The organism is Lacisediminimonas profundi (assembly GCF_008831265.1).
Classification (GTDB): domain Bacteria; phylum Pseudomonadota; class Gammaproteobacteria; order Burkholderiales; family Burkholderiaceae_D; genus Lacisediminimonas; species Lacisediminimonas profundi.
In genome coordinates, this window is the sequence record NZ_VTTH01000009.1 from 16972 (window position 1) to 37071 (window position 20100).

Consider the following 20100-nt stretch of genomic DNA (forward strand, 5'->3'; position numbering starts at 1 on the left):
ATCCTTACTGGCCGTCCATTCCGGTGATCCGGACCCGGCCACTCATGCCGGAAATCAGTTCCGGGAATCGGCCATCGATTGCCGCCGCCACTTTGACTGACTGGCTGACGGCATCCACCCGGGCGCCGATACGGATGAATCGCGCCGGATAGCTCTTTCGCGTCTCGTCGATGTCGACTTTGAATAATCCACCCGCACGCACGGTATTGAGCCAGCGCGACGGGATGAGGAATTCGAGTTCAAGAACGCTGTCGTCCAGGATTTCCAGCAGGGGCTGCCCGGCCTGCGCATACTGCTGCTCCCTGACCTTCTGCTCCGCGATCCGGCCGGCGTACGGGGCCGGGATCACGCACTTGCTCAGCACCGCCTGGTTGGCAGCCACTTCCGCGAGCGCCCGGTCTGCGGCTGCTTTCGACAGATCAAGGTCCATCAAACCCACCGAGTTCAATTCGGCAAGGCGCACATTGGCCTTGTAGGTGGTCTGGGCTGCGTCCAGCTCGGCCTTTGCCTTGGCCATCTGGGCCTGCTGGATCGTGCAGTCGAATGTCACCAGCGGCTGTCCGGCCCTGAAAGATCCGCCCTCGGCCACCGGCAAACGGCTGACCTTGGCGCCGATCTCGGCCGCAATGGTGGTAAAGCGGCGTGGCAGCAACTGCGCGCGAATTTCCTGCCGTTCGAGGGAGGAACGCGGCGTCGACCCGACCGCTGCCTTTGGCGCGCCGCCCGCCGACGGGGCCACTGACGGGGCCACTGGCCTGGCGACCTCGCCGGCGGCATGTGCGCTTGACACGGCGATCAACGCCAGTAACGCGAAAATTTTCGGGATCGCCTTCATTTTGGTTGCTGTTCCTTGTTTTTTTCCAGGCCTTGCTTCTTCGCCTGTTCAGCCAGGATCGACTGCCAGACCAGCCCGTGCAGGGTGAGTTTCTGCGCCAGTTCGTCGGTTGCGATTTCATCGACGCTGGCGATTCGTGGCTCCACGCCCAGGCTTGCTTGCATGCGGCTCTCGGCCGCCTGCATTTGGGCAGCAGCCTGATAACGGCGCAGAAGGCTGAGGACCTCTGCAGTTTCATTGCTGATGCGCTCGAGCTTGCTCTGTGCCCGAGCCGCTTCACGATTGATGACGATTTTGGAGATCTTGTGGTCGACGTTCCAGATCTCGTCCGCGCGGCCGAACTGGCTGGTCGCATTCAGGAGCTGCAGGCGTGCGAGATGAACCTGGGTCAGCACTGCCAGTTGCACAGCGACGCGCTTCTGGTCAGCAAGTGCCACACCGGCATCCGCCAGCCTGGTTTGCGTGGAGGCGGTAAGCAGGTTCAGGATGTTGTAGGAAACCTGCAAGCCAGCCTCGTTCCACCTCTGGTTCACCAGGTAGCTGTCGGTGTCGTAACTCACCGAATAGCTGAACGACAAGTTGGGGAAGAGCCGGTACAACACCTTGCGCGTCTCGGTGCGCGCGATGCGCGCGTTATATTGCTGCTCCCGCAGGTCGGCATTGTTGACCAGGGCCGTTTCCTCCAGCTGGTCGAGCGAGATTTTCAACGCATCCGAATTGATATTGAAAGCCGTGTCCACCAACTCGATGGCCGTGCCCTGCGGAACGTTGATCAGCGTGGCAAGTTCGACCTGGGCGGACGACAGCTCCTGCTCGATCGCTTCCAGCAATCGCAGGTTCTCCAGGATCTGGCGCTGGTACCGCAGCGCGTCCAAGGGATTGCGCAGGCGCTCTTCTTCGGTCTTGCGGGAATCGACCAGCGCTTCTTCCGCACTGGCGATGATACGTTTCACTTCCCCTTTGAGCTTTTGAGCACTGACGGCTCTCCAGAACACGGTGCGCACATCCTGCATGAGCACATGCATCGCCTTGCGGCGCTTCTCGGTTGCGATCAGCACGCGATCTGCGGCTTGCACCGTGTTCAGGTAGCCGACGCCCATTTCGAGCATGTTCCAGGTCAATCCCAGCTGACTTGCGGTATGGCTTCGGTCCTGGGAAACAAAATTGGACGGCACCAGCGCGCCAGTCTGGATGTTGCGGCTCAAGGTGGTACGGTCACTGTCGCGTGAGGAAAAACCGGACTGTGCAACCAGCTTCGGCAACATGTCCAGCCGGGCGACATCGAGCTGGTTGAGGGCGATCGCCTCTTCCATCAACTTGGTACGCCGGTCCAGGTTGTACTTGAGCGCGCGCGCCATTGCCTGCTCGAGCGTGAGCGGTCCCTTTATCGCGTCGACTCCCTTCTGCGCGGCGGCACGATCGGCAGCCGTCTGCTCGAGCATGTCCTTGTCCGATACAGGATTTGGCGCGATCGTGGTACACGCTGCGACGAACATGAGTAGTGCGCCCCCCGACAGTCTTGTTAAACTTTTATGCATGCAGGTCGATCGGATATTGCTTACGGATTGAATACAAGCGCTTGTGCTACCGTGATTCCAGGCACAAACGGTCGAAGCTGCAGCGCCGAATTCGCACTGCAGACCAAGGGATTACCACCGGGCACATCAAACCGCCGACGTTCGCACACGGGAACATTCCCCATGCTGACTAGAGAGAGGGTCATTGACCTGCAGCCGAAACGACTGGCTGCTTTTGACTTGACGCAAAAGATGTCAACCTTACCTTTTATCCACAGCAATAGCACGAGTATATCGGCCTCTCCGGTACCGATGTTAGTGTCTGGAAATTTTTTTTAATTAATTTCTTATTGACAATATTATTGTCCGGAAATAATTGGCCTATTGAGCCGATTATCGAACGATTCTTCATAGCTAAAACAGGATTTATTGCCCAATGGCAAGACCACCCAGATTCGTTGCCATTCAGCAACCACATTTACTTGCGCAATCCGCATTGGATGGCATGCATTTATGTCAGGAAAATGACGATTTCGTTTATTTTCTTGAATTGCTTAAAAATTCAGCAAAGGTGAGCAAGGTAGCAATACACGGATACGCATTACTGCCCCGCAGTGTGATGATTATTGCTACGCCATTTGCCGCCAACTCCTTGTCTGAACTGATGCAATGGATAGGACGGCGATATGTCCCGTATTTCAATCGCAAGTACGGACGCGCCGGCACACTCTGGGGCGCGCGTTTCAGGGCAGCCCCGGTCGAGGCACCCGAGCACTTCCTTCCTGCCTGCCAATATGTGGAAGAAAGTCCCGTTCGCGAAGGCCTTGCCGGCACCGCGGGTGAGTATCCCTGGTCGAGCTTCCGCGCCCATGCCGGCAGGGAGCAGAACCCGCTGCTGACTGAGCACCAGGGCTATTGGGCCTTGGGAAATACCCCCTTCGATCGCGAGGCTGCATACCAGCGACGCCTGGAGCATCCGCTCCCGGCGAGTGAACTCCAGCTCATCGAAAACGCCTTGCGGGGCGGTTGGGTTATCGGTTCTGCTGCATTTGCAGAATCGCTGCAAAAGGACGCCGGCCGCAGGCTGCTGCCAGGAAAAAGAGGGCGGCCGCCCAGCCAGGGTGCAAGTAATGCACCAAAGCAAAATTGATCTGTCCCCAATTAAACGACCGCACCTTGTTGGTGCAATTAAATTGGTGTACGACCCTATTTTATTTCCTTGTACTGTGCCGGTGCGTGGACTATCCTTGCGGTTCGATCTGAATCAGCATTGGAGTAGGTTATGCGCGCGCAAGGTTTGTACGACCCGGCAAATGAACACGACGCCTGTGGCGTTGGCTTCATTGCCCATATAAAAGGCCAGAAAAGTCATTCGATCGTCGAGCAGGGCTTGCAGATCCTGAAGAACCTGGATCACCGCGGCGCGGTCGGGGCGGACAAGCTGATGGGCGACGGCGCGGGCATCCTGATCCAGGTACCGGATCAGTACTATCGCGAAGAAATGGCAAAGCAGGGCGTCAGCCTGCCGCCGCCCGGCGAATATGGCGTGGGAATGATCTTCCTGCCCAAGGAAAGCGCCTCGCGCATGGCCTGTGAGCAGGAGATCGAGCGCACGGTGCTGGCAGAAGGCCAGGTTGTGCTGGGTTGGCGCGATGTCGCCATTGACCACGACATGCCGATGTCGCCGACCGTGCGGGACAGGGAACCGGTGATCCGCCAGATTTTCATTGGCCGCGGCGCCGACATCATGGTCACCGACGCGCTCGAGCGCAAGCTGTTCGTGATCCGCAAGGCATCGGGTCATGCAATCCAGCGCCTGAATCTCCTGCATGGCAAGGAATTCTTCGTGCCGTCGATGTCGGCCCGCACTGTTGTATACAAGGGTTTGCTGCTGGCAGACCAGGTCGGCGTCTATTACAAGGACTTGCAGGATCCGCGCTGCATCTCGGCGCTGGCGCTGGTTCACCAGCGTTTTTCGACCAACACCTTCCCGGAGTGGCCGCTGGCCCACCCGTATCGCCTGATCGCCCACAACGGCGAGATCAACACCGTCAAGGGCAACTTCAACTGGATGCGGGCGCGCGAAGGCGTAATGAAATCCGCCGTCCTGGGTGAAGACCTGCAAAAGCTTTTCCCGCTGATCTATGAAGGCCAGTCGGACACGGCTTGCTTCGACAACGCGCTCGAACTGCTGGTCATGGCCGGCTACCCGATCGCGCAAGCGATGATGATGATGATTCCGGAGGCGTGGGAAAACCACACGCTGATGGACGATAACCGCCGTGCATTCTACGAATATCACGCAGCAATGATGGAGCCATGGGACGGCCCCGCCGCGATGGCGTTCACCGACGGCCGCCATATTGGCGGCACCCTGGACCGCAACGGCCTGCGGCCTGCGCGCTACCTGGTCACCGATGACGACCTGGTGGTGATGGCGTCCGAATCCGGCGTGCTGCCGATTCCGGAAGCGCGCATCATCCAGAAATGGCGCCTGCAGCCAGGCAAGATGTTCCTGATCGACCTGGATGCCGGCCGCATCATCGACGACAAGGAACTGAAGGCGACCTACGCTGGCGCCAAGCCCTACAAGCAGTGGATCGAATCAGTTCGCGTCAGGCTCGGCGATCTGAAGAGCGAAGCGGCCGAACCGGCTTCCGAGGTATCGCTGCTCGACCGCCAGCAGACCTTCGGCTATACCCAGGAAGACCTCAAGTTCCTGATGGCGCCAATGGCATTGCAGGGCGAAGAAGCGATCGGCTCGATGGGCAATGATTCGCCGCTGGCGGTCATGTCCAACAAGAACAAGCCGCTGTACAACTACTTCAAGCAGTTGTTTGCCCAGGTGACCAACCCGCCGATCGATCCGATCCGCGAGGCGATGGTGATGTCGCTGGTTTCGTTCATTGGCCCGAAACCCAATCTGCTCGACACCAACAACATCAACCCGCCGATGCGGCTGGAAGTGACGCAGCCGATCCTGGACTACGCCGACATGGCGAAACTGCGCCAGATCAGCAAGCACACCGGCGGCAAATTCAAGTCGCATGAGCTGAACATCTGCTATCCGATCGGATGGGGCAAGGAAGGCATCGAAGCCTGCCTGGCATCCCTGTGCGCGAAAGCAGTCGACGCAGTCCAGTCCGGCGCGAACATCCTGATCCTGTCGGACCGCATGGTCAACGCGACCCAGGTCGCGATACCGGCCCTGCTGGCCACTTCGGCCATCCACCTGCATCTGGTAAGCCGTGGCCTGCGCACCTCGACCGGCCTGGTGGTGGAAACCGGCTCCGCTCGCGAGACGCACCACTTTGCCCTGCTGGCCGGCTACGGCGCCGAGGCAATCCACCCGTACTTGGCAATGGATACGCTGGCCGAGATGGCGAAGGGCATGTCCGGCGACCTGTCGCCGGAGAAGGCGATCTACAATTTCCAGAAGGCCGTCGGCAAGGGGCTGATGAAGGTGATGTCGAAGATGGGCATCTCCACCTACATGTCCTACTGCGGCGCCCAGATCTTCGAAGCGATCGGACTCAACAGCGCGCTGATCTCCAAGTACTTCAAGGGCACCGCCTCCAATGTGGAAGGCATCGGCGTGTTCGAGGTAGCCGAGGAGGCATTGCGCCTGCATAACCTGGCGTTCGGCAGCGACCCGCTGTTGTCCAACGCGCTCGATGCCGGCGGCGAATACGCTTTCCGGGTCCGCGGCGAAGACCACATGTGGACGCCCGATGCAATCGCCAAGCTGCAACATTCCGCACGCTCGGGCAACTTCAACACCTACAAGGAATACGCCCAGATCATCAACGACCAGTCGCGCCGTCACATGACCCTGCGCGGGCTGTTCGAATTCCGGCTCGATCCATCCAAGGCCATTCCGCTCGATGAAGTCGAGCCGGCCAAGGAGATCGTCAAGCGCTTTGCCACTGGCGCGATGTCGCTCGGCTCGATTTCGACCGAAGCACATGCCACCCTCGCCATTGCCATGAACCGAATCGGCGGCAAGTCCAATACCGGCGAAGGCGGCGAGGACGAGATGCGCTATCGCAACGAGCTCAAAGGCATTCCGATCAAGCAGGGCGATACGCTGGCTTCGGTCATCGGACGCGACCGGGTCGAGGTCGACCTGCCGCTGCAGGCGGGCGATTCGCTGCGCTCGAAGATCAAGCAGGTTGCATCCGGCCGCTTTGGCGTCACTGCCGAATACCTGATTTCGGCCGACCAGATCCAGATCAAGATGGCGCAAGGCGCCAAGCCCGGCGAAGGCGGCCAGCTGCCCGGCCACAAGGTGTCGGAATACATTGCCAAGCTGCGATTCTCCGTCCCTGGCGTCGGCCTGATTTCGCCGCCGCCGCACCACGACATCTACTCGATCGAGGATCTGGCGCAACTGATCCATGACCTGAAGAACGCCAATCCGAGAGCATCGATCTCGGTCAAGCTGGTATCGGAAGTCGGGGTTGGCACCGTCGCAGCAGGTGTGGCCAAGGCCAAGGCCGACCATGTGGTCATCGCCGGCCACGACGGCGGCACCGGCGCCTCGCCGCTGTCATCCATCAAGCACGTCGGCACGCCTTGGGAACTGGGCCTGGCCGAGACACAGCAAACGCTGGTGCTGAACCGCCTGCGCAGCCGGATCCGGGTGCAGACCGACGGCCAGATCAAGACCGGCCGCGATGTCGTCATCGCCGCCATGCTCGGCGCCGACGAACTTGGTTTCGCGACCGCGCCGCTGGTTGCCGAAGGCTGCATCATGATGCGCAAGTGCCACCTCAATACCTGCCCGGTCGGCGTTGCCACGCAGGACCCGGTGCTGCGCGCGCGATTCGCGGGCAAGCCGGAACACGTGGTGAACTTCTTCTTCTTCGTCGCCGAAGAAGCGCGCCAGCTGATGGCCCAACTGGGCATCCGGACCTACAACGAACTGATCGGACGTTCCGACCTGCTCGACAAGTCGAAGGCGATTTCGCACTGGAAGGCAAGCGGCCTGGACTTCTCCCGCATCTTCCACCAGCCGGAAATGCCGGCATCGGAACCGCGCTATCAGGTTGAAGAACAGGATCACGGCCTGGAGCGTGCGCTCGACCACAAGCTGATCGCCCAAGCCATGCCAGCGCTGGAAAAAGGCGAACGCGTCTCCTTCATCACGCCAGTGAAGAACGTCAACCGCACCGTCGGCACCATGCTTTCCGGCGAGGTGGCCAGGCGCTACGGCCACGACGGCCTGCCTGACGACACGATCCACATCCAGTTGCATGGCACCGCCGGCCAGTCGTTCGCCGCCTTCCTTGCGAACGGCATCACCTTCGACCTGGTAGGCGAAGGCAACGACTATGTCGGCAAGGGCTTGTCGGGTGGCCGCATCATTGTTCGTCCGAACAATGAATTCCGTGGCCGCGCGCTCGACAACATCGTGATCGGCAATACGGTCCTGTACGGCGCGATTGCGGGCGAAGCTTATTTCAACGGCGTGGCCGGCGAACGCTTTGCAGTGCGCAATTCCGGCGCAGCCGCTGTCGTTGAAGGCACCGGCGACCACGGATGCGAGTACATGACGGGCGGCACGGTGGTGGTACTCGGCGACACCGGCCGGAATTTCGCGGCGGGCATGTCAGGCGGCATCGCCTACGTCTACGACCCGGACGGCGACTTCGCCGGAAAGTGCAACACCGCCATGGTCGCGCTGGACAAGGTATCGAGCACCGCCGAGCAGGAAGCCAATCTGCCGCGCGCTGCATGGCACGCCATCCTGCGGGGCGGCGAGACTCAGTCCGACGAAGCGATCCTGCGTACCCTGATCGAGCGGCACTTCAAGCACACTGGCAGCACCCGCGCCCGGGCCCTGTTGGACGACTGGGCCAATGCACGCGCCCGCTTCGTCAAGGTGTTCCCGACCGAGTACAAGCGGGCCCTGCTGGAAATGGATGCAGCCCGCAACAAGGCGGCCAGCGAAAAAGTCGCAGCATAACGATCAACAAGTGCGCATCGGCCTGCCTGCCGGGCAGGCGGGCCGATGCGCCGCAAGAAACGTGAGTGAAAAATGGGAAAAGTAACCGGCTTTCTGGAGTACCAGCGTCTGCAAGAAGCAAGCGAGGCATCCACGTCGCGCCTGAAGCACTACAAGGAGTTCGTACTGCACCTGAGCGACGAGCAGGCCAAGGTGCAAGGCGCGCGCTGCATGGACTGCGGCATCCCCTTCTGCAACAACGGCTGCCCCGTCAACAACATCATCCCCGACTGGAATGACCTGGTCTATCGCGGCAACTATCGCGAAGCGCTGGACAACCTGCATTCGACCAATAACTTCCCGGAGTTCACCGGCCGCATCTGCCCTGCCCCGTGCGAGGCGGCATGCACGCTGAACATCAACAGCGAAGCAGTTGGCATCAAGTCGATCGAGCACTTCATCATCGACAAGGGCTGGGAAAACGGCTGGGTAGTGCCCGCTCCGGCGGCAGCGCGCACCGGCAAGAAGGTGGCAGTTGTCGGTTCCGGCCCGGCCGGACTGGCGGCGGCGCAACAGCTTGCCCGCGCCGGCCATGACGTGACGGTATTCGAGAAGAACGACCGGGTTGGCGGTCTGCTGCGCTACGGCATCCCCGACTTCAAGATGGAGAAGTCCGCGATCGACCGCCGTGTCGAGCAAATGAAGGCTGAAGGCGTGAGCTTCCGCACCGGCGTCCTGGTCGGCAAGGATTTCCCGGCCATCGTGCTGAACGACGCCAAAAAGACCATCTCGCATGAGCAGCTGCAGAAGGACTTCGACGCAATCGTCCTTGCGGGTGGCGCCGAGCAAGCGCGCGACCTGCCCGTTCCCGGACGCGAACTGAAGGGCGTGCACTATGCGATGGAGTTCCTGCCATTGCAGAACAAGGTCAACGCTGGCGACAAGCTGAAGGATCAGATCCTGGCGGCCGGCAAGCATGTCGTCGTCATCGGCGGTGGCGACACCGGCTCCGACTGCGTCGGCACCTCGAACCGCCAGGGCGCCGCCTCGGTCATTCAGTTCGAACTGATGCCGCAGCCACCCGAGCTGGAAGACAAGCCCATGGTCTGGCCGTACTGGCCGATCAAGATGCGCACCTCCTCCTCGCACGAAGAGGGCTGCGAACGCGACTGGGCAGTCGCCACCAAACGACTGGAAGGCTCGAATGGCAAGGTCGAAAAGCTGATCGCCGCCCGCGTCGAATGGAAGGACGGCAAGATGCAGGAAGTGCCGAACTCCGAATTCGAAATGAAAGCCGACCTGGTGCTGCTGGCGATGGGCTTCGTTTCGCCAGTTGCCCAGGTACTGGATGCATTCGGCCTGGAGAAAGACGCACGCGGCAACGCCCGCGCCACAACGGACGGCGAGGGCTGCTACAAGACGTCCGTCGACAAGGTGTTCGCGGCCGGCGACATGCGCCGTGGCCAGTCGCTGGTGGTGTGGGCTATCCGCGAAGGCCGCCAGTGTGCTCGTGCTGTCGACGAGTTCCTGATGGGTAGCAGCGTCCTGCCGCGCTAAGTCAACGTGGCATTCACAACGGTGGCATTCTGATGACGTCATACCCGCTGGCGTATAGGGATGCCACCGAGCTTGCCGGACTGATCGCCTCGGGCCAGCTGTCGCCGCTCGAGTTAATGGAGCGGACATTGGCCCGGCTCGACCAGTTCGAACCCCGCATCAATGCCTTCAGCCATGTAATGCGCGCCGAGGCATTGGCCGCGGCTCGCAAGGCCGAAGCAAGGTGCTCGACCGGGGAACCCCTTCCTCCATTGCACGGCATTCCCGTCTCGGTGAAAGATTTGATTGCCGTTGGCGGGGTGCCGTATGCTTTCGGCTCGCGGGCCTTTGCCGACAACATCGCAGCGGCGGATGCACCCGCGGTTGAAAGGCTGCGCCGCGCCGGCGCCATCGTGATCGGCAAGACCACGACCAGCGAACTCGGCTGCAAGGCAGTCGGCGACTCGCCCCTGACCGGAATTACCCGCAACCCATGGGACCTGTCCACGACGCCTGGCGGTTCGAGCGCCGGCGCTGCGGCCAGCGTCGCGGCCGGCATCACGCCGATCGCGCTTGGCACTGACGGCGGCGGATCGATTCGCATACCGGCTGCATTGACCGGACTGTTCGGGATCAAGGGCCAGTTCGGGCGCGTGCCAGTCTTTCCGCGCTCGGCCACGCCAGAGTTGGCCCACGTTGCCCCGCTGTCGCGCTCCGTTCGTGACGCAGCACTGCTGCTGGGCATCATCTCCGGCTACGATGCGCGCGACCCCGGATCGCTGCCGCAACCGGTGCCCGATTTCGTACAGGCTTGCGATCAGCCAATGCGCCGGTTCCGGATCGCCTGGTCCCCGACATTCGGTTATGCCAGGCCCGATCCCGAGGTGCTGGCAATCGTCGAGCGCGCGGTGCAGACGCTGGGCACGCTGGGATGCGAGATCGAACTGGTGGAGGCGCCGTTCGGACCAGATCCCGCCGATGCATGGAGCCTCATTTTTTACTCGCAGGTCGCCGCCCGCGTCGAGTCCATTCTCAAGACGGATCCGGACTTGCTCGACCCCGCGGTCCGTCCCTGGCTTCAGGCCGCGAAACAGCGATCGGTGATGGATTACTGCCAGGCGGCAAACGTGCGGCATGAGCTCTACCAGCGCCTGCGTGGCCTGTTCGATCGATTCGACCTGCTCGTCTCACCCACATTGCCGCTGTCGTCCGTCGAAGCAGGCATCACCATTCCGCCCGGGTTCGAGCATTGCAATCCGGTGACCTGGACCTCCTATACCTACCCGTTCAATCTCACCGGCAACCCTGCTGCGTCGGTACCCGTCGGTTTCACGACCAGGGGTCACCCGGTGGGAATGCAGCTGGTATCCCGGCCCTATGCCGAGGCCGATCTGTTCTGCATCGCTTCAGCGTTTGAAGCCGCCTGCCCCTGGAGCCCGGCAATACCGCAAGCGCTGGAAGCGGCCGTCGAATAAGCGCACGGCCCCGCCCAACGGGCCGCGGCAAAATTGAAAAGCTGGAAGCTCGCGCTTCCCGCTTTATTTTTGTGCATCGACAGGCAAACAGGCTGTTTCAAGTCCCGCGGGAATCGCCTCGGGATGCGCTTCGGGAGGAGCTTAGATGTTTTTATTATGGTTTTAGAAAAAATCGATAGTTCACCGCATAAAGAATGATGCCTAAGATTCGCATACGTCTACGAACCAACGGTATCTACAAATGCAACGCAGAAACTTTCTCATCAAATCGATCGGACTCGCCGCTTCGGTATCCCTCCCCTTCCCGGCCCTGGCCAAGTCGGACTGGCCTGCCAAGCCGATCCGCATCGTCGTTCCCGTACCGCCGGGCGGTAGCCTGGACATCCTGGCCAGGACCATTGCCAAAGAATTGACCCCCAAGCTCAACCAACCGGTGGTGGTGGAAAACATGGCTGGCGGCGGCAGCAACATCGCTTTCAGCCATGTTGCCAAAGCACAGCCTGACGGCCACACCTTGCTGCTGGGTTGGGACAGCCTTGTCATCAATCCCAGCCTGTATTCCTCGATACCGTACACACTGCAGCAGTTCGCGCCGATTACCCTGGCCATCACATCACCCCAGGTGCTGGTGGTTGGATCCAAGTTGCCGGTCAACAACCTGAAAGAATTCATCGAAGCAGCCCGGAAAGCTTCTGGCGGCCTTACCCTGGCAAATGCGGGCAGTGGCAGCCCGGGCCACCTCGCCGGCACCTTGCTGGAAACCCATACCGGGTTGAAGTTCACCAATGTCCCCTACAAAGGCGGTGCGCCCGCGGTTGCCGACCTGCTGGCAGGTCATGTGGATGCCCTGATGGTGACATTGCCGGCCGCATTCCAGCACATCAAGGCCGGCCGCCTGAAAGCGCTCGGCGTAACCTCGGCCAAACGCTCAACCGGCGCATCCGAGATCCCCACCATCGCCGAAGCCGGCGTGGCCGGCTATGAGCTCAATTCCTGGCAGGGGATTCTTGCGCCGGCTGGAACGCCCGCCGACATCATCAGCACGCTGAACAAGCATATCGTGGCAATATTGCGTGACCGTGCAATCCGGGAACTGTTGGTCCCCCAGGGATTTGAAATCGTGGCCAGTTCGCCCGATGGCCTGGCCAAGGAACTCGCAAGGCTGACGCCACGCTGGGCCAAGCTGGTCCAGGCCTCTGGCGCCAGGGTTGACTGATTTCCCGTTTGCGTAACCCGACTCCACTATCAAATCAAGCCATCGATGTCTTCATCCCGCCCGCGCATTGAGTATTACTTCAGCTTCGTCTCCCTCTGGTCCTACATCGGGAGCGAGGCCTTTGCGCAGCTTGTAAAGCGGCACAATGCCGAGGTGATCTACAAGCCGATCGACCTGCACGCAATTTTCAAGGCGGGCGGCGGCTTGCCTGTCACGCAACGGCCACCGCAGCGGCAAGCTTACCGGTTCGTCGAGATGCAACGCTGGCGGGACATCCGCGGCATTCCACTGGTCCTGAAGCCCAAGCATCATCCATCCAATCCCGAGATCGGGCACCGCATGCTGCTGGCAGCGCTGGCCCAGGGGCAGGACGTAACGCAGTTCGTTCACAATGCGCTGAAGGTGCTCTGGGTCGACGACCTGAATGTGGAAGATCCGGCGGTGATGGTGGCCGTGGCTGACAAGTCAGGCCTGGATGGCGCCGCACTTCTTGAGGCAAGCAACGCCGCCGAACGCCATGCCGAAGTACAGCAATTGACCGACGAAGCCGTGGAGCGAAAAGTTTTCGGAACGCCTTTCTACATGTACCGGGATGAACCTTTCTGGGGGCAGGATCGCCTTGACCTGCTGGACGCTGCGATCACCAGCCAGCGCCCTGCCGTGCCTTTCAAATTGATCTGAGCCTGGCCTCGTGCCCACAAAAATGCCTGCCAAGGCTCCCGTGTTTCCCGGCCCGCGTACGGGACGTGGCGCCGTACTTGCGGTGCTGCTTTCAAACACGGACCAGACTCGTGCCGAACCGCTGCGCGGACGCGTGACGCTTGCCGCGATCGTCAGGACCTTGAAGCGCAAATATCACTGGCCTGTAGAAACGACAAGTTTCCCGTCCAATGCCGCCGACGGCCGCGCAACCTGGGCCACGGTTTATAGCCTGCCACCCGAAGTCATAACCGCCGCCATGAACGCAGGTGGCCGCGACTGGCTCAAGACCAGTTTGATGGACAGAATACACAGGTAGAAGCGACGCTCCAGTGCCGTAAGGCGCAAAGGTCTTCCTGTGACCTGGCCGATTCGATTCCCGCAGGAGTCGCCGAATATTTTTCCCGGAACGTCGGAATTGGCATGCTCTCGTTCGGACCGGAGGCTGCCGGAAATCCCGCTTTAGCGCGTATGATGCGGCTGACATCACGACCGCGCGAAAGTCTCATATTTCATGCAAGAACAAGATAATGCGGCGCCAGTTCTACGCTGGACTGAAAACGACGCGCCCTGCGCTGCCCGCTGGCGCTCCGAAGCCGGCTTGCCGCCGCCAAAGCGCGTCGTTATCGCCGATGATCGCCTGACTGCCGATACCGCCTATCGTTTTGCCTGCGAAGGAACGGCGATGCTGTGGCGCGGTGATTTTCAGAATGCGCGTCAGCTGCTGCAGGCAATGATGCGCCGCATTGACCGCAAGCCAAAGAAAGCCGTCAAGCCAGCAGGGCGGCCGCAACAGCCGATGTCGATGACCGAAGCGTTTCACCTGCACCGGCAGGCACAATCGCAACGCGCCCGCACGCTGGCAATGCTGCTGCTGCCGCTGGACGGGAACTATAAAATTCCGCTGCGCCGCGCACCCGACGTACGACAGGCCTGCGAAGAAGCATACGGCGCGGGCGGCGAAGCATCGGTAGTGTCGCTGCGCGAAGTGCTCGGCCTGATCGGCGCCCATGAATGGCGCAAGAACGGCGTCGAAATTCCGGCGTTGGGGGCGCGCATTCATCCGCATTACGGGGTGTTCTCGCCGGTGCGCGGTGAATATATCGACCTGGTTGCACAAGCACCGCTACCGTCGACGGCGCTCGCGTTCGATATCGGGACCGGCACCGGCGTGCTGGCAGCGGTGCTTGCAATGCGTGGCGTGGCGCATGTGGTCGCCACCGATCAGGACAGCCGCGCGCTCGCTTGTACACGCGAGAATATCGAGCGCCTTGGCTTGCTCCAAAAGGTCGAGCTGCAACGAACCGACCTGTTCCCGGCCGGCCGCGCCGGGCTGGTTGTCTGCAATCCGCCGTGGATTCCGGCACGCCCCAGCTCCCCGATCGAGTCCGCAATCTACGATCCCGAGAGCCGCATGCTGCGCGGCTTTCTCGGGGGATTGGCGGAACATCTCGAGGCTGACGGCGAAGGATGGCTGATCCTGTCCGATATCGCCGAACATCTCGGCCTGCGCTCGCGTGACGAATTGCTGGCATGGATAGAGGCCGGTGGCTTGAAAGTGATCGGCAAAATCGACACGCGGCCAACACATGCCAAGGCAACCGCCGGCACCGATCTGCTGCATGCCGCGCGCTCTGCTGAGGTTACATCGCTGTGGCGGCTCGCGCGCCAGTGATCACTTTTCAGGAGGAAATAAATTGGTTACCATGCAACATTAATAGCCTGCATGGCAATTCTATGTCCGTCCGTATTGAAGCTTCTACTGTCGATGATTTGCTGAATAAGGCACTTCAGCACCTGTTTGCTAAAGGTGAGCCAAGGAAAGCTACGCGCGGTGATTTTTGCGAAGTAATTGGGCCGACGTTTGTACTGACGAATCCTCGTGCCCGCCTCAGCCGGTCGGAGAGCCGCAGTAAGGTTTTTAGCGCAATTGGGGAACTCTTCTGGTATCTCTCAAAGGCTAACGAGCTCGATTACATCGATTGGTTCGTTCCGGATAAATACCAGAACGAGTCGGCAGACAAAAAGACCGTGCGCAGCGGATATGGGAACCGTCTTTTCAACTGGCGAGGTATTGACCAGGTTCAGAATGTCATCGACCTGCTCAGCCGGAAGCCGTCGTCACGACAAGCCGTGATCCAAATAATCGATGCCGACGATGTGGACTCGGAAGAGGATGCGATTCCTTGTACGTGTACTTTGCAGTTCCTGTTGCGGGATGGACAGCTCCACCTATTAGTCAGCATGCGCTCGAACGATACTTACCTGGGCTTCCCGCATGACATTTTTGCCTTCACCATGTTGCAGGAACTGATTGCACGAACTTTGAACGTGGAGCTCGGCACCTACTTGCATACAGTTGGTAGCTTCCATCTATATGACAAGCACATAGAGGGCGCTGGAGAATATCTGCGTGAGGGCTTCCAGAATATTGTTCCGATGGCCCCCATGCCTATGGGTGACCCATGGAATGGGATCAAAGAAATACTGGAATTCGAAGCCGGGGTTCGGGTGGATCCGTTCGCCGAAATACCAGCGATGGATCCGTACTGGGCAGACATCTGCCGCTTGCTTGCGATCTATAGCTTGACCAAATTAAGGCCAGCAGGTGCGCTTGCGGCCTGCGAACAGATCGCCGGGGCAATCACGAACAAGGCATACGGCATGTTCATAGATGCTCGCGTTTCCAAACTACGAGACAGCAATGTATAGACACAACGCCCAAACACTTCAAAGAATCGAAGACACGTTATTAATCGTTGAGGAGGAACACTTCCCCCTTCCTGGCATTGAGCTGGATGCAGCAAGGCGCGCATTTGCTATGCAGGTTGTTGATAGCATTCGTCGTGTCGAGTTTGTCTCTGTTGTCTCACAGCGGCCGATTTCACCTCGCAGAGCCAACCCAAACGAAGAAATGTTCGATCCGGTTCGGGCAGCTATCTTAGCTCATCGACGCGGCAACGTGGACGAAGCCTGTTGGATTACTTTTTTGTTCGTGCATTTCGGAATGCACCCAATAGCAAAGTGGCGATTCCTGCGAGAGGTCTATGGGAAGCTAGGAGAGGAGCCTGGTTGGACCTGGGCCAATGTGTCCAGACACCCAGATGATTTTCGTGACTGGTTGCGCGCTAATCAAGAGCACCTGTTACGTGGACGTCGCCGCGGATTTGGAAATCATCGAAAGTATCAAAGCATGGATGCTGATAGCCCGACGGGGACCGGTGCAGCGGTGCTTAGCTATGTCGATTGGGTACTGCAAGGCGGCGGCCACGCCCAGCTGATCGCAAATGTATATGCTGACAATAACAATGACGACTATGCTGCCTTTGATTCGCTGTACAACCAGATGGATGCAGTAATTTCGTTCGGAAGAATTGCAAAGTTCGATTATCTGACCATGTTGGGCAAATTGGCCATCGCCAGAATTAAGCCCCCCAAAGCATACGTCGCAGATTCGACAGGTCCCAAAAATGGCGCAAAGTTGATGTTGCAGGGAAATGTTGGGGCAGGACTATCATCGAGAGAGTTGGAGTGCCGGCTTCGCGTCATGGGGGATCAACTAGGTGTTAACATGCAGGTCATCGAGGACTCGCTCTGCAATTGGCAAAAGTCACCTGAACGTTATCGATTGTTCGCCGGCTGAATTAATGATTCCAATGCGAGAAAAATGTGCTCAGCCGCACGGCGGTTAGGTTCCGACCTTATCGCAAACTTCTCAAAGCGTGCGCCTAGTGCGCGCGCTGAGGGTGTATCTAGATTTATTTGCAAATTACAAAATGGTCTGATGGCAGCATACGTAGATAATGTGGCGATTGAGTGGAGAGGTAATGCTTGGTGCCATCTCGTAGCGGACTCGCTGAACGAGCTGCATGAGATTGCGCGCCGACTAGGCCTGCGACATGAATGGTTTCAAGTAAGCGCCTCATACCCCCACTATGATCTGACAGCTCAAACGCGTGCGCGAGCAATTGCACTCGGGGTATTAGTAGGGGATAGAAGACAAATTATCCAATGTGCTCGGGCGTTAAAGGATGAATTGGCATCAGTTCCCAAGCCGCCCGTTCAGCTTGATCTATTTCCTTAGTAAGAGGATATCTTGAAGCGCAGAGAGATTTTTCGGCAATTGACTAGTGCGCTTGAGTCGTCGGATGTGCAGAAATGGTCAGCGCTACCCTGGGCTTGTCCAGTCCCTTATTTTGGGAGTTTAGATACAGCCAAGCTGGCTACAGTGGGCTTGAATCCAAGCAATCGCGAGTTTGTGAATGCCATGGGTGAAGAGCTAACTGAGAATAGTCGGCGCTTTCCTACATTGACATCATTAGGCCTCCAACGGTGGAGCGATGCTTCAGGCGAACAGTTCGATGCAATTGCCCATGCGTGCTCGAAATATTTCTTTGGCAATCCCTATGATGGGTGGTTCAGAGCTCTAGATAAAATAATCATTGGTTCTGATTGTTCATTCTATGGGATGTTTTCTGAAGCATGTCATCTAGACCTATGCCCCTACGCAACCTCAACGAAATGGGGTGAACTATCCGGAACAGCGAGGCAAGCTCTGCTTAATGTAGGGGGAGATTTCCTTGGAAACCTCATTGCAAATTCCGATATAAGAATTCTAGTTCTGAATGGCCAAGCAGTCATTCGTACTTTCGAATCCCTCTGCGAAGTTAAGTTACAAGCGCTGAGGATGGATGAATGGACTTTGCCGCGATCACGAGGCGATGGGGTGAGCGGCTTTTCTTATTTCGGCAAGTTGTCAAAAATCGGAAATAGGAAACTAAACAGAGAAATATTGGTTCTCGGTTATAGCCACAACATCCAGAGTAGTTTTGGTGTCACGAGCAAGGTGCGTGAATCGATAGGTTCTTGGATTTCGGCAACGACCAAGCGCGAAATGATATCTATTACCTGATCAATCTGCCCATTTATATCGCTGCTTCAGGTTGTTTAGCTGGGAAAATGTCACCAACTTTTGATGTTGCATTTGTCCAACAACGATCCCGGGTGCAATGCCAATATCTTTCGCAAACCTCATAACAGCCCGACCATTCGCGCCTAGTGTTTTCAGCGCTTGCACATACTCACGAGGAATTAGAGAAAATGAAGCAAACTCGTTTGCTTCATTTTCTTCATTTCCAGTCGCACTTCCATCACCCTCTACGAACCTCTTAGTTTCACTGTGCAGTATTAAATGCCCAATCTCGTGAAATACCGTGAACCAAAATTGATCGTCGGATAGATAGCGGAAGCTAAGCAGCACAACCGGATGGCCATTTGAAAAGAACGTCGCCCCGTGTGCCTTGCATCCTTTAGTGGGACGCAAGATCACAACGCGAACGCCGCACTCCTTTAATATATTCTGAAGTTGCGGGATGAACTGTTCCGGGTGGGAAAATCGGGTCAGAGCCCTCAGCGCAGGCAAGCGATTCTGTAGTTCTTGCCTGTCCCATTTACGGCATGATTGCTTTTGAGCCTCCAATTCGCCTTTCCGCAACCAGGCAAGTACCGCTCCGTCTGAGGATTCAAATTTAGAGGTGTTTCGGAATGCGGCCTGGTCCCTAGCATTCGAATACATCTGGAACCACTCGTCTGTTGTCCCGACGCCGAAAAACGCTAAGCATGCATGGATCTGAGACAAATGATCAGATGCTGATGTGAGCCATCCCATCCGCACCATCTCCGAAACAGGGAACAAGCTTGCCCAGCTCTTTGCTATCTCTACACGTTCTACCGATGCGCGATACTGAGCTTCACGAGTCAGCCAAAAGCTTGGCGAGCCACCGACGAATCCAGAAAGCCCTTGGGCAATTTCAGCATTGATTTTATAGTTGCCGTCTAAGAGATGCTCAATGTCTTCAGCAGTCGTTCGTAAGTACCCGGACAGGTCACGTGGCGTCATTCCCCTTTTTTCCATTAGGGCTCGGACAGTCGCCCCTGGCGGGACTGCCCAGTCTGGTATGAAAGTAGCATTAATCATCGATTCTCTCCAAGCTTACTATTTTAACTCGCTTAACACGCGACCAGTCTATTTGGCCAGTGGCGGCAACAGGAAGGTTAGTGTGGGCCTGTGCGACGATAAGAACCATGGTGCTGAGCTTGATATAAAGCTCCGAACCATCTTCAGAGACGCTGACATCGTCCTGGAAGAGGTCCATATACTCAGCAGCATTGTTCACCGCATCCAAGTCAGCTAGTCGTTGTTTCAATACCGAAAAGTCGTGCTCGCCAATCGCATCGATGGCGGTTTGCACGTTCAAGCAAAGATCGCGAATTTCTGGCGAAACGAAAGAGAGTTCCAAGTTTTGGATTGGAGGTTGAATTGATGCAATGATAATGCATTTTGGTCACTTTCCACTAGTAATAGGTGCAGCTTAACTATGCTTTCCTGATTGCTGCGCGCCACCACAATTAGGTCGACCGGTTTTGTTGTCGGCCCCGCGATCCCTTAAAATTAGCTCGAATCCGCGTAGATCTTGCTTAGCAGGTTTTCAAGCAGGAACGGCCACATCGATCCGTCGGTCAATTAGAATAGATCCCAGCGAACTGAGCCGTCCAAGCCGGCTTTGCCCCCCACAGAGCCTGTTATTGCTAATCTTAAGCAATCTGAAAGGCCGGAGCTTCCAAGCTTAGAAACAATGAGGCCATCGCGAATCAGGGCCTAGCGTTTTGTCAAAATTTACTACTTTTGTCAGATTTTATTTTTTCTATACTGCTACAGAGCCAAGATAGCCTTGCTCGGCAAACGCTGGCCGGACAGAGATGAAAAACCCTAAAAATTCTTACCTGATAATAAGCATTATTAGGTAAGGCCCGCAGACACCCGCCTGGATTGAGCTGATCGTATTGACCAACTGGGTGAAAACGCTGACCGCTGA

The 20100-nt window shown here is 58.0% G+C and carries 15 protein-coding genes; 11 read left to right on the top strand and 4 right to left on the bottom strand.

The window, feature by feature from the left end; genetic code table 11:
• Positions 1-4: 4 nt before the first annotated feature.
• Together FVE66_RS19550 and FVE66_RS19555 are read right to left on the bottom strand one after the other, a co-directional pair.
• Entirely contained in the window at positions 5-835 is an 831-nt protein-coding gene (locus tag FVE66_RS19550) for an efflux RND transporter periplasmic adaptor subunit (RefSeq protein ID WP_151449168.1), read from the bottom strand.
• Positions 832-2277, bottom strand: coding sequence for a TolC family protein (locus FVE66_RS19555; RefSeq protein ID WP_241673298.1), 1446 nt, complete (start codon positions 2275-2277; stop codon positions 832-834). The genes FVE66_RS19550 and FVE66_RS19555 overlap by 4 nt, the downstream gene beginning before the upstream one ends.
• 511 nt (positions 2278-2788) lie before the next feature.
• Here FVE66_RS19555 and FVE66_RS19560 point away from each other — a divergent pair.
• From FVE66_RS19560 to FVE66_RS19615, 11 genes are all read left to right on the top strand, one after another.
• The gene (locus FVE66_RS19560; RefSeq protein ID WP_151449170.1) at positions 2789-3502 is read left to right on the top strand and encodes a transposase; all 714 of its coding nucleotides are present in this window, start codon (positions 2789-2791) and stop codon (positions 3500-3502) included.
• A gap of 132 nt (positions 3503-3634) precedes the next feature.
• Positions 3635-8320 carry a glutamate synthase-related protein gene (locus FVE66_RS19565; protein ID WP_151449171.1) on the top strand — a complete coding sequence of 1562 codons (4686 nt, stop codon included), beginning with the start codon at positions 3635-3637 and terminating at the stop codon, positions 8318-8320.
• A gap of 72 nt (positions 8321-8392) precedes the next feature.
• Positions 8393-9856 carry a glutamate synthase subunit beta gene (locus FVE66_RS19570; RefSeq protein WP_151449172.1) on the top strand — a complete coding sequence of 488 codons (1464 nt, stop codon included), beginning with the start codon at positions 8393-8395 and terminating at the stop codon, positions 9854-9856.
• A gap of 32 nt (positions 9857-9888) precedes the next feature.
• Complete coding sequence (locus FVE66_RS19575) at positions 9889-11310, top strand: amidase (RefSeq protein WP_151449173.1); 1422 nt, start codon at positions 9889-9891, stop codon at positions 11308-11310.
• Between the two features lie 241 nt (positions 11311-11551).
• Positions 11552-12526, top strand: coding sequence for a Bug family tripartite tricarboxylate transporter substrate binding protein (locus tag FVE66_RS19580; protein WP_151449174.1), 975 nt, complete (start codon positions 11552-11554; stop codon positions 12524-12526).
• A 45-nt stretch (positions 12527-12571) separates the two neighbouring features.
• Complete coding sequence (locus tag FVE66_RS19585) at positions 12572-13207, top strand: 2-hydroxychromene-2-carboxylate isomerase (protein ID WP_151449175.1); 636 nt, start codon at positions 12572-12574, stop codon at positions 13205-13207.
• A gap of 532 nt (positions 13208-13739) precedes the next feature.
• Positions 13740-14900, top strand: coding sequence for a methyltransferase (locus FVE66_RS19595; protein WP_151449176.1), 1161 nt, complete (start codon positions 13740-13742; stop codon positions 14898-14900).
• Between the two features lie 62 nt (positions 14901-14962).
• Positions 14963-15937: a thymidylate synthase gene (locus tag FVE66_RS19600; protein WP_151449177.1), complete on the top strand. Its 975-nt coding sequence runs from the start codon at positions 14963-14965 to the stop codon at positions 15935-15937.
• Positions 15930-16868, top strand: coding sequence for an alpha-glutamyl/putrescinyl thymine pyrophosphorylase clade 3 protein (locus FVE66_RS19605; protein ID WP_151449178.1), 939 nt, complete (start codon positions 15930-15932; stop codon positions 16866-16868). The genes FVE66_RS19600 and FVE66_RS19605 overlap by 8 nt, the downstream gene beginning before the upstream one ends.
• Before the next feature lie 141 nt (positions 16869-17009).
• Positions 17010-17309: a DUF4031 domain-containing protein gene (locus tag FVE66_RS19610; RefSeq protein ID WP_151449179.1), complete on the top strand. Its 300-nt coding sequence runs from the start codon at positions 17010-17012 to the stop codon at positions 17307-17309.
• A 12-nt stretch (positions 17310-17321) separates the two neighbouring features.
• Positions 17322-18137, top strand: a complete 816-nt coding sequence (locus FVE66_RS19615) for a hypothetical protein (protein WP_206668798.1) — start codon at positions 17322-17324, stop codon at positions 18135-18137.
• Here the strand turns inward: FVE66_RS19615 and FVE66_RS19620 are convergent, their stop codons facing one another.
• The gene (locus FVE66_RS19620; protein WP_161993348.1) at positions 18138-19124 is read right to left on the bottom strand and encodes an ImmA/IrrE family metallo-endopeptidase; all 987 of its coding nucleotides are present in this window, start codon (positions 19122-19124) and stop codon (positions 18138-18140) included. It abuts the gene before it with no gap.
• A gap of 70 nt (positions 19125-19194) precedes the next feature.
• Positions 19195-19524, bottom strand: a complete 330-nt coding sequence (locus FVE66_RS19625; protein ID WP_151449181.1) for a hypothetical protein — start codon at positions 19522-19524, stop codon at positions 19195-19197.
• Positions 19525-20100 lie beyond the last annotated feature (576 nt).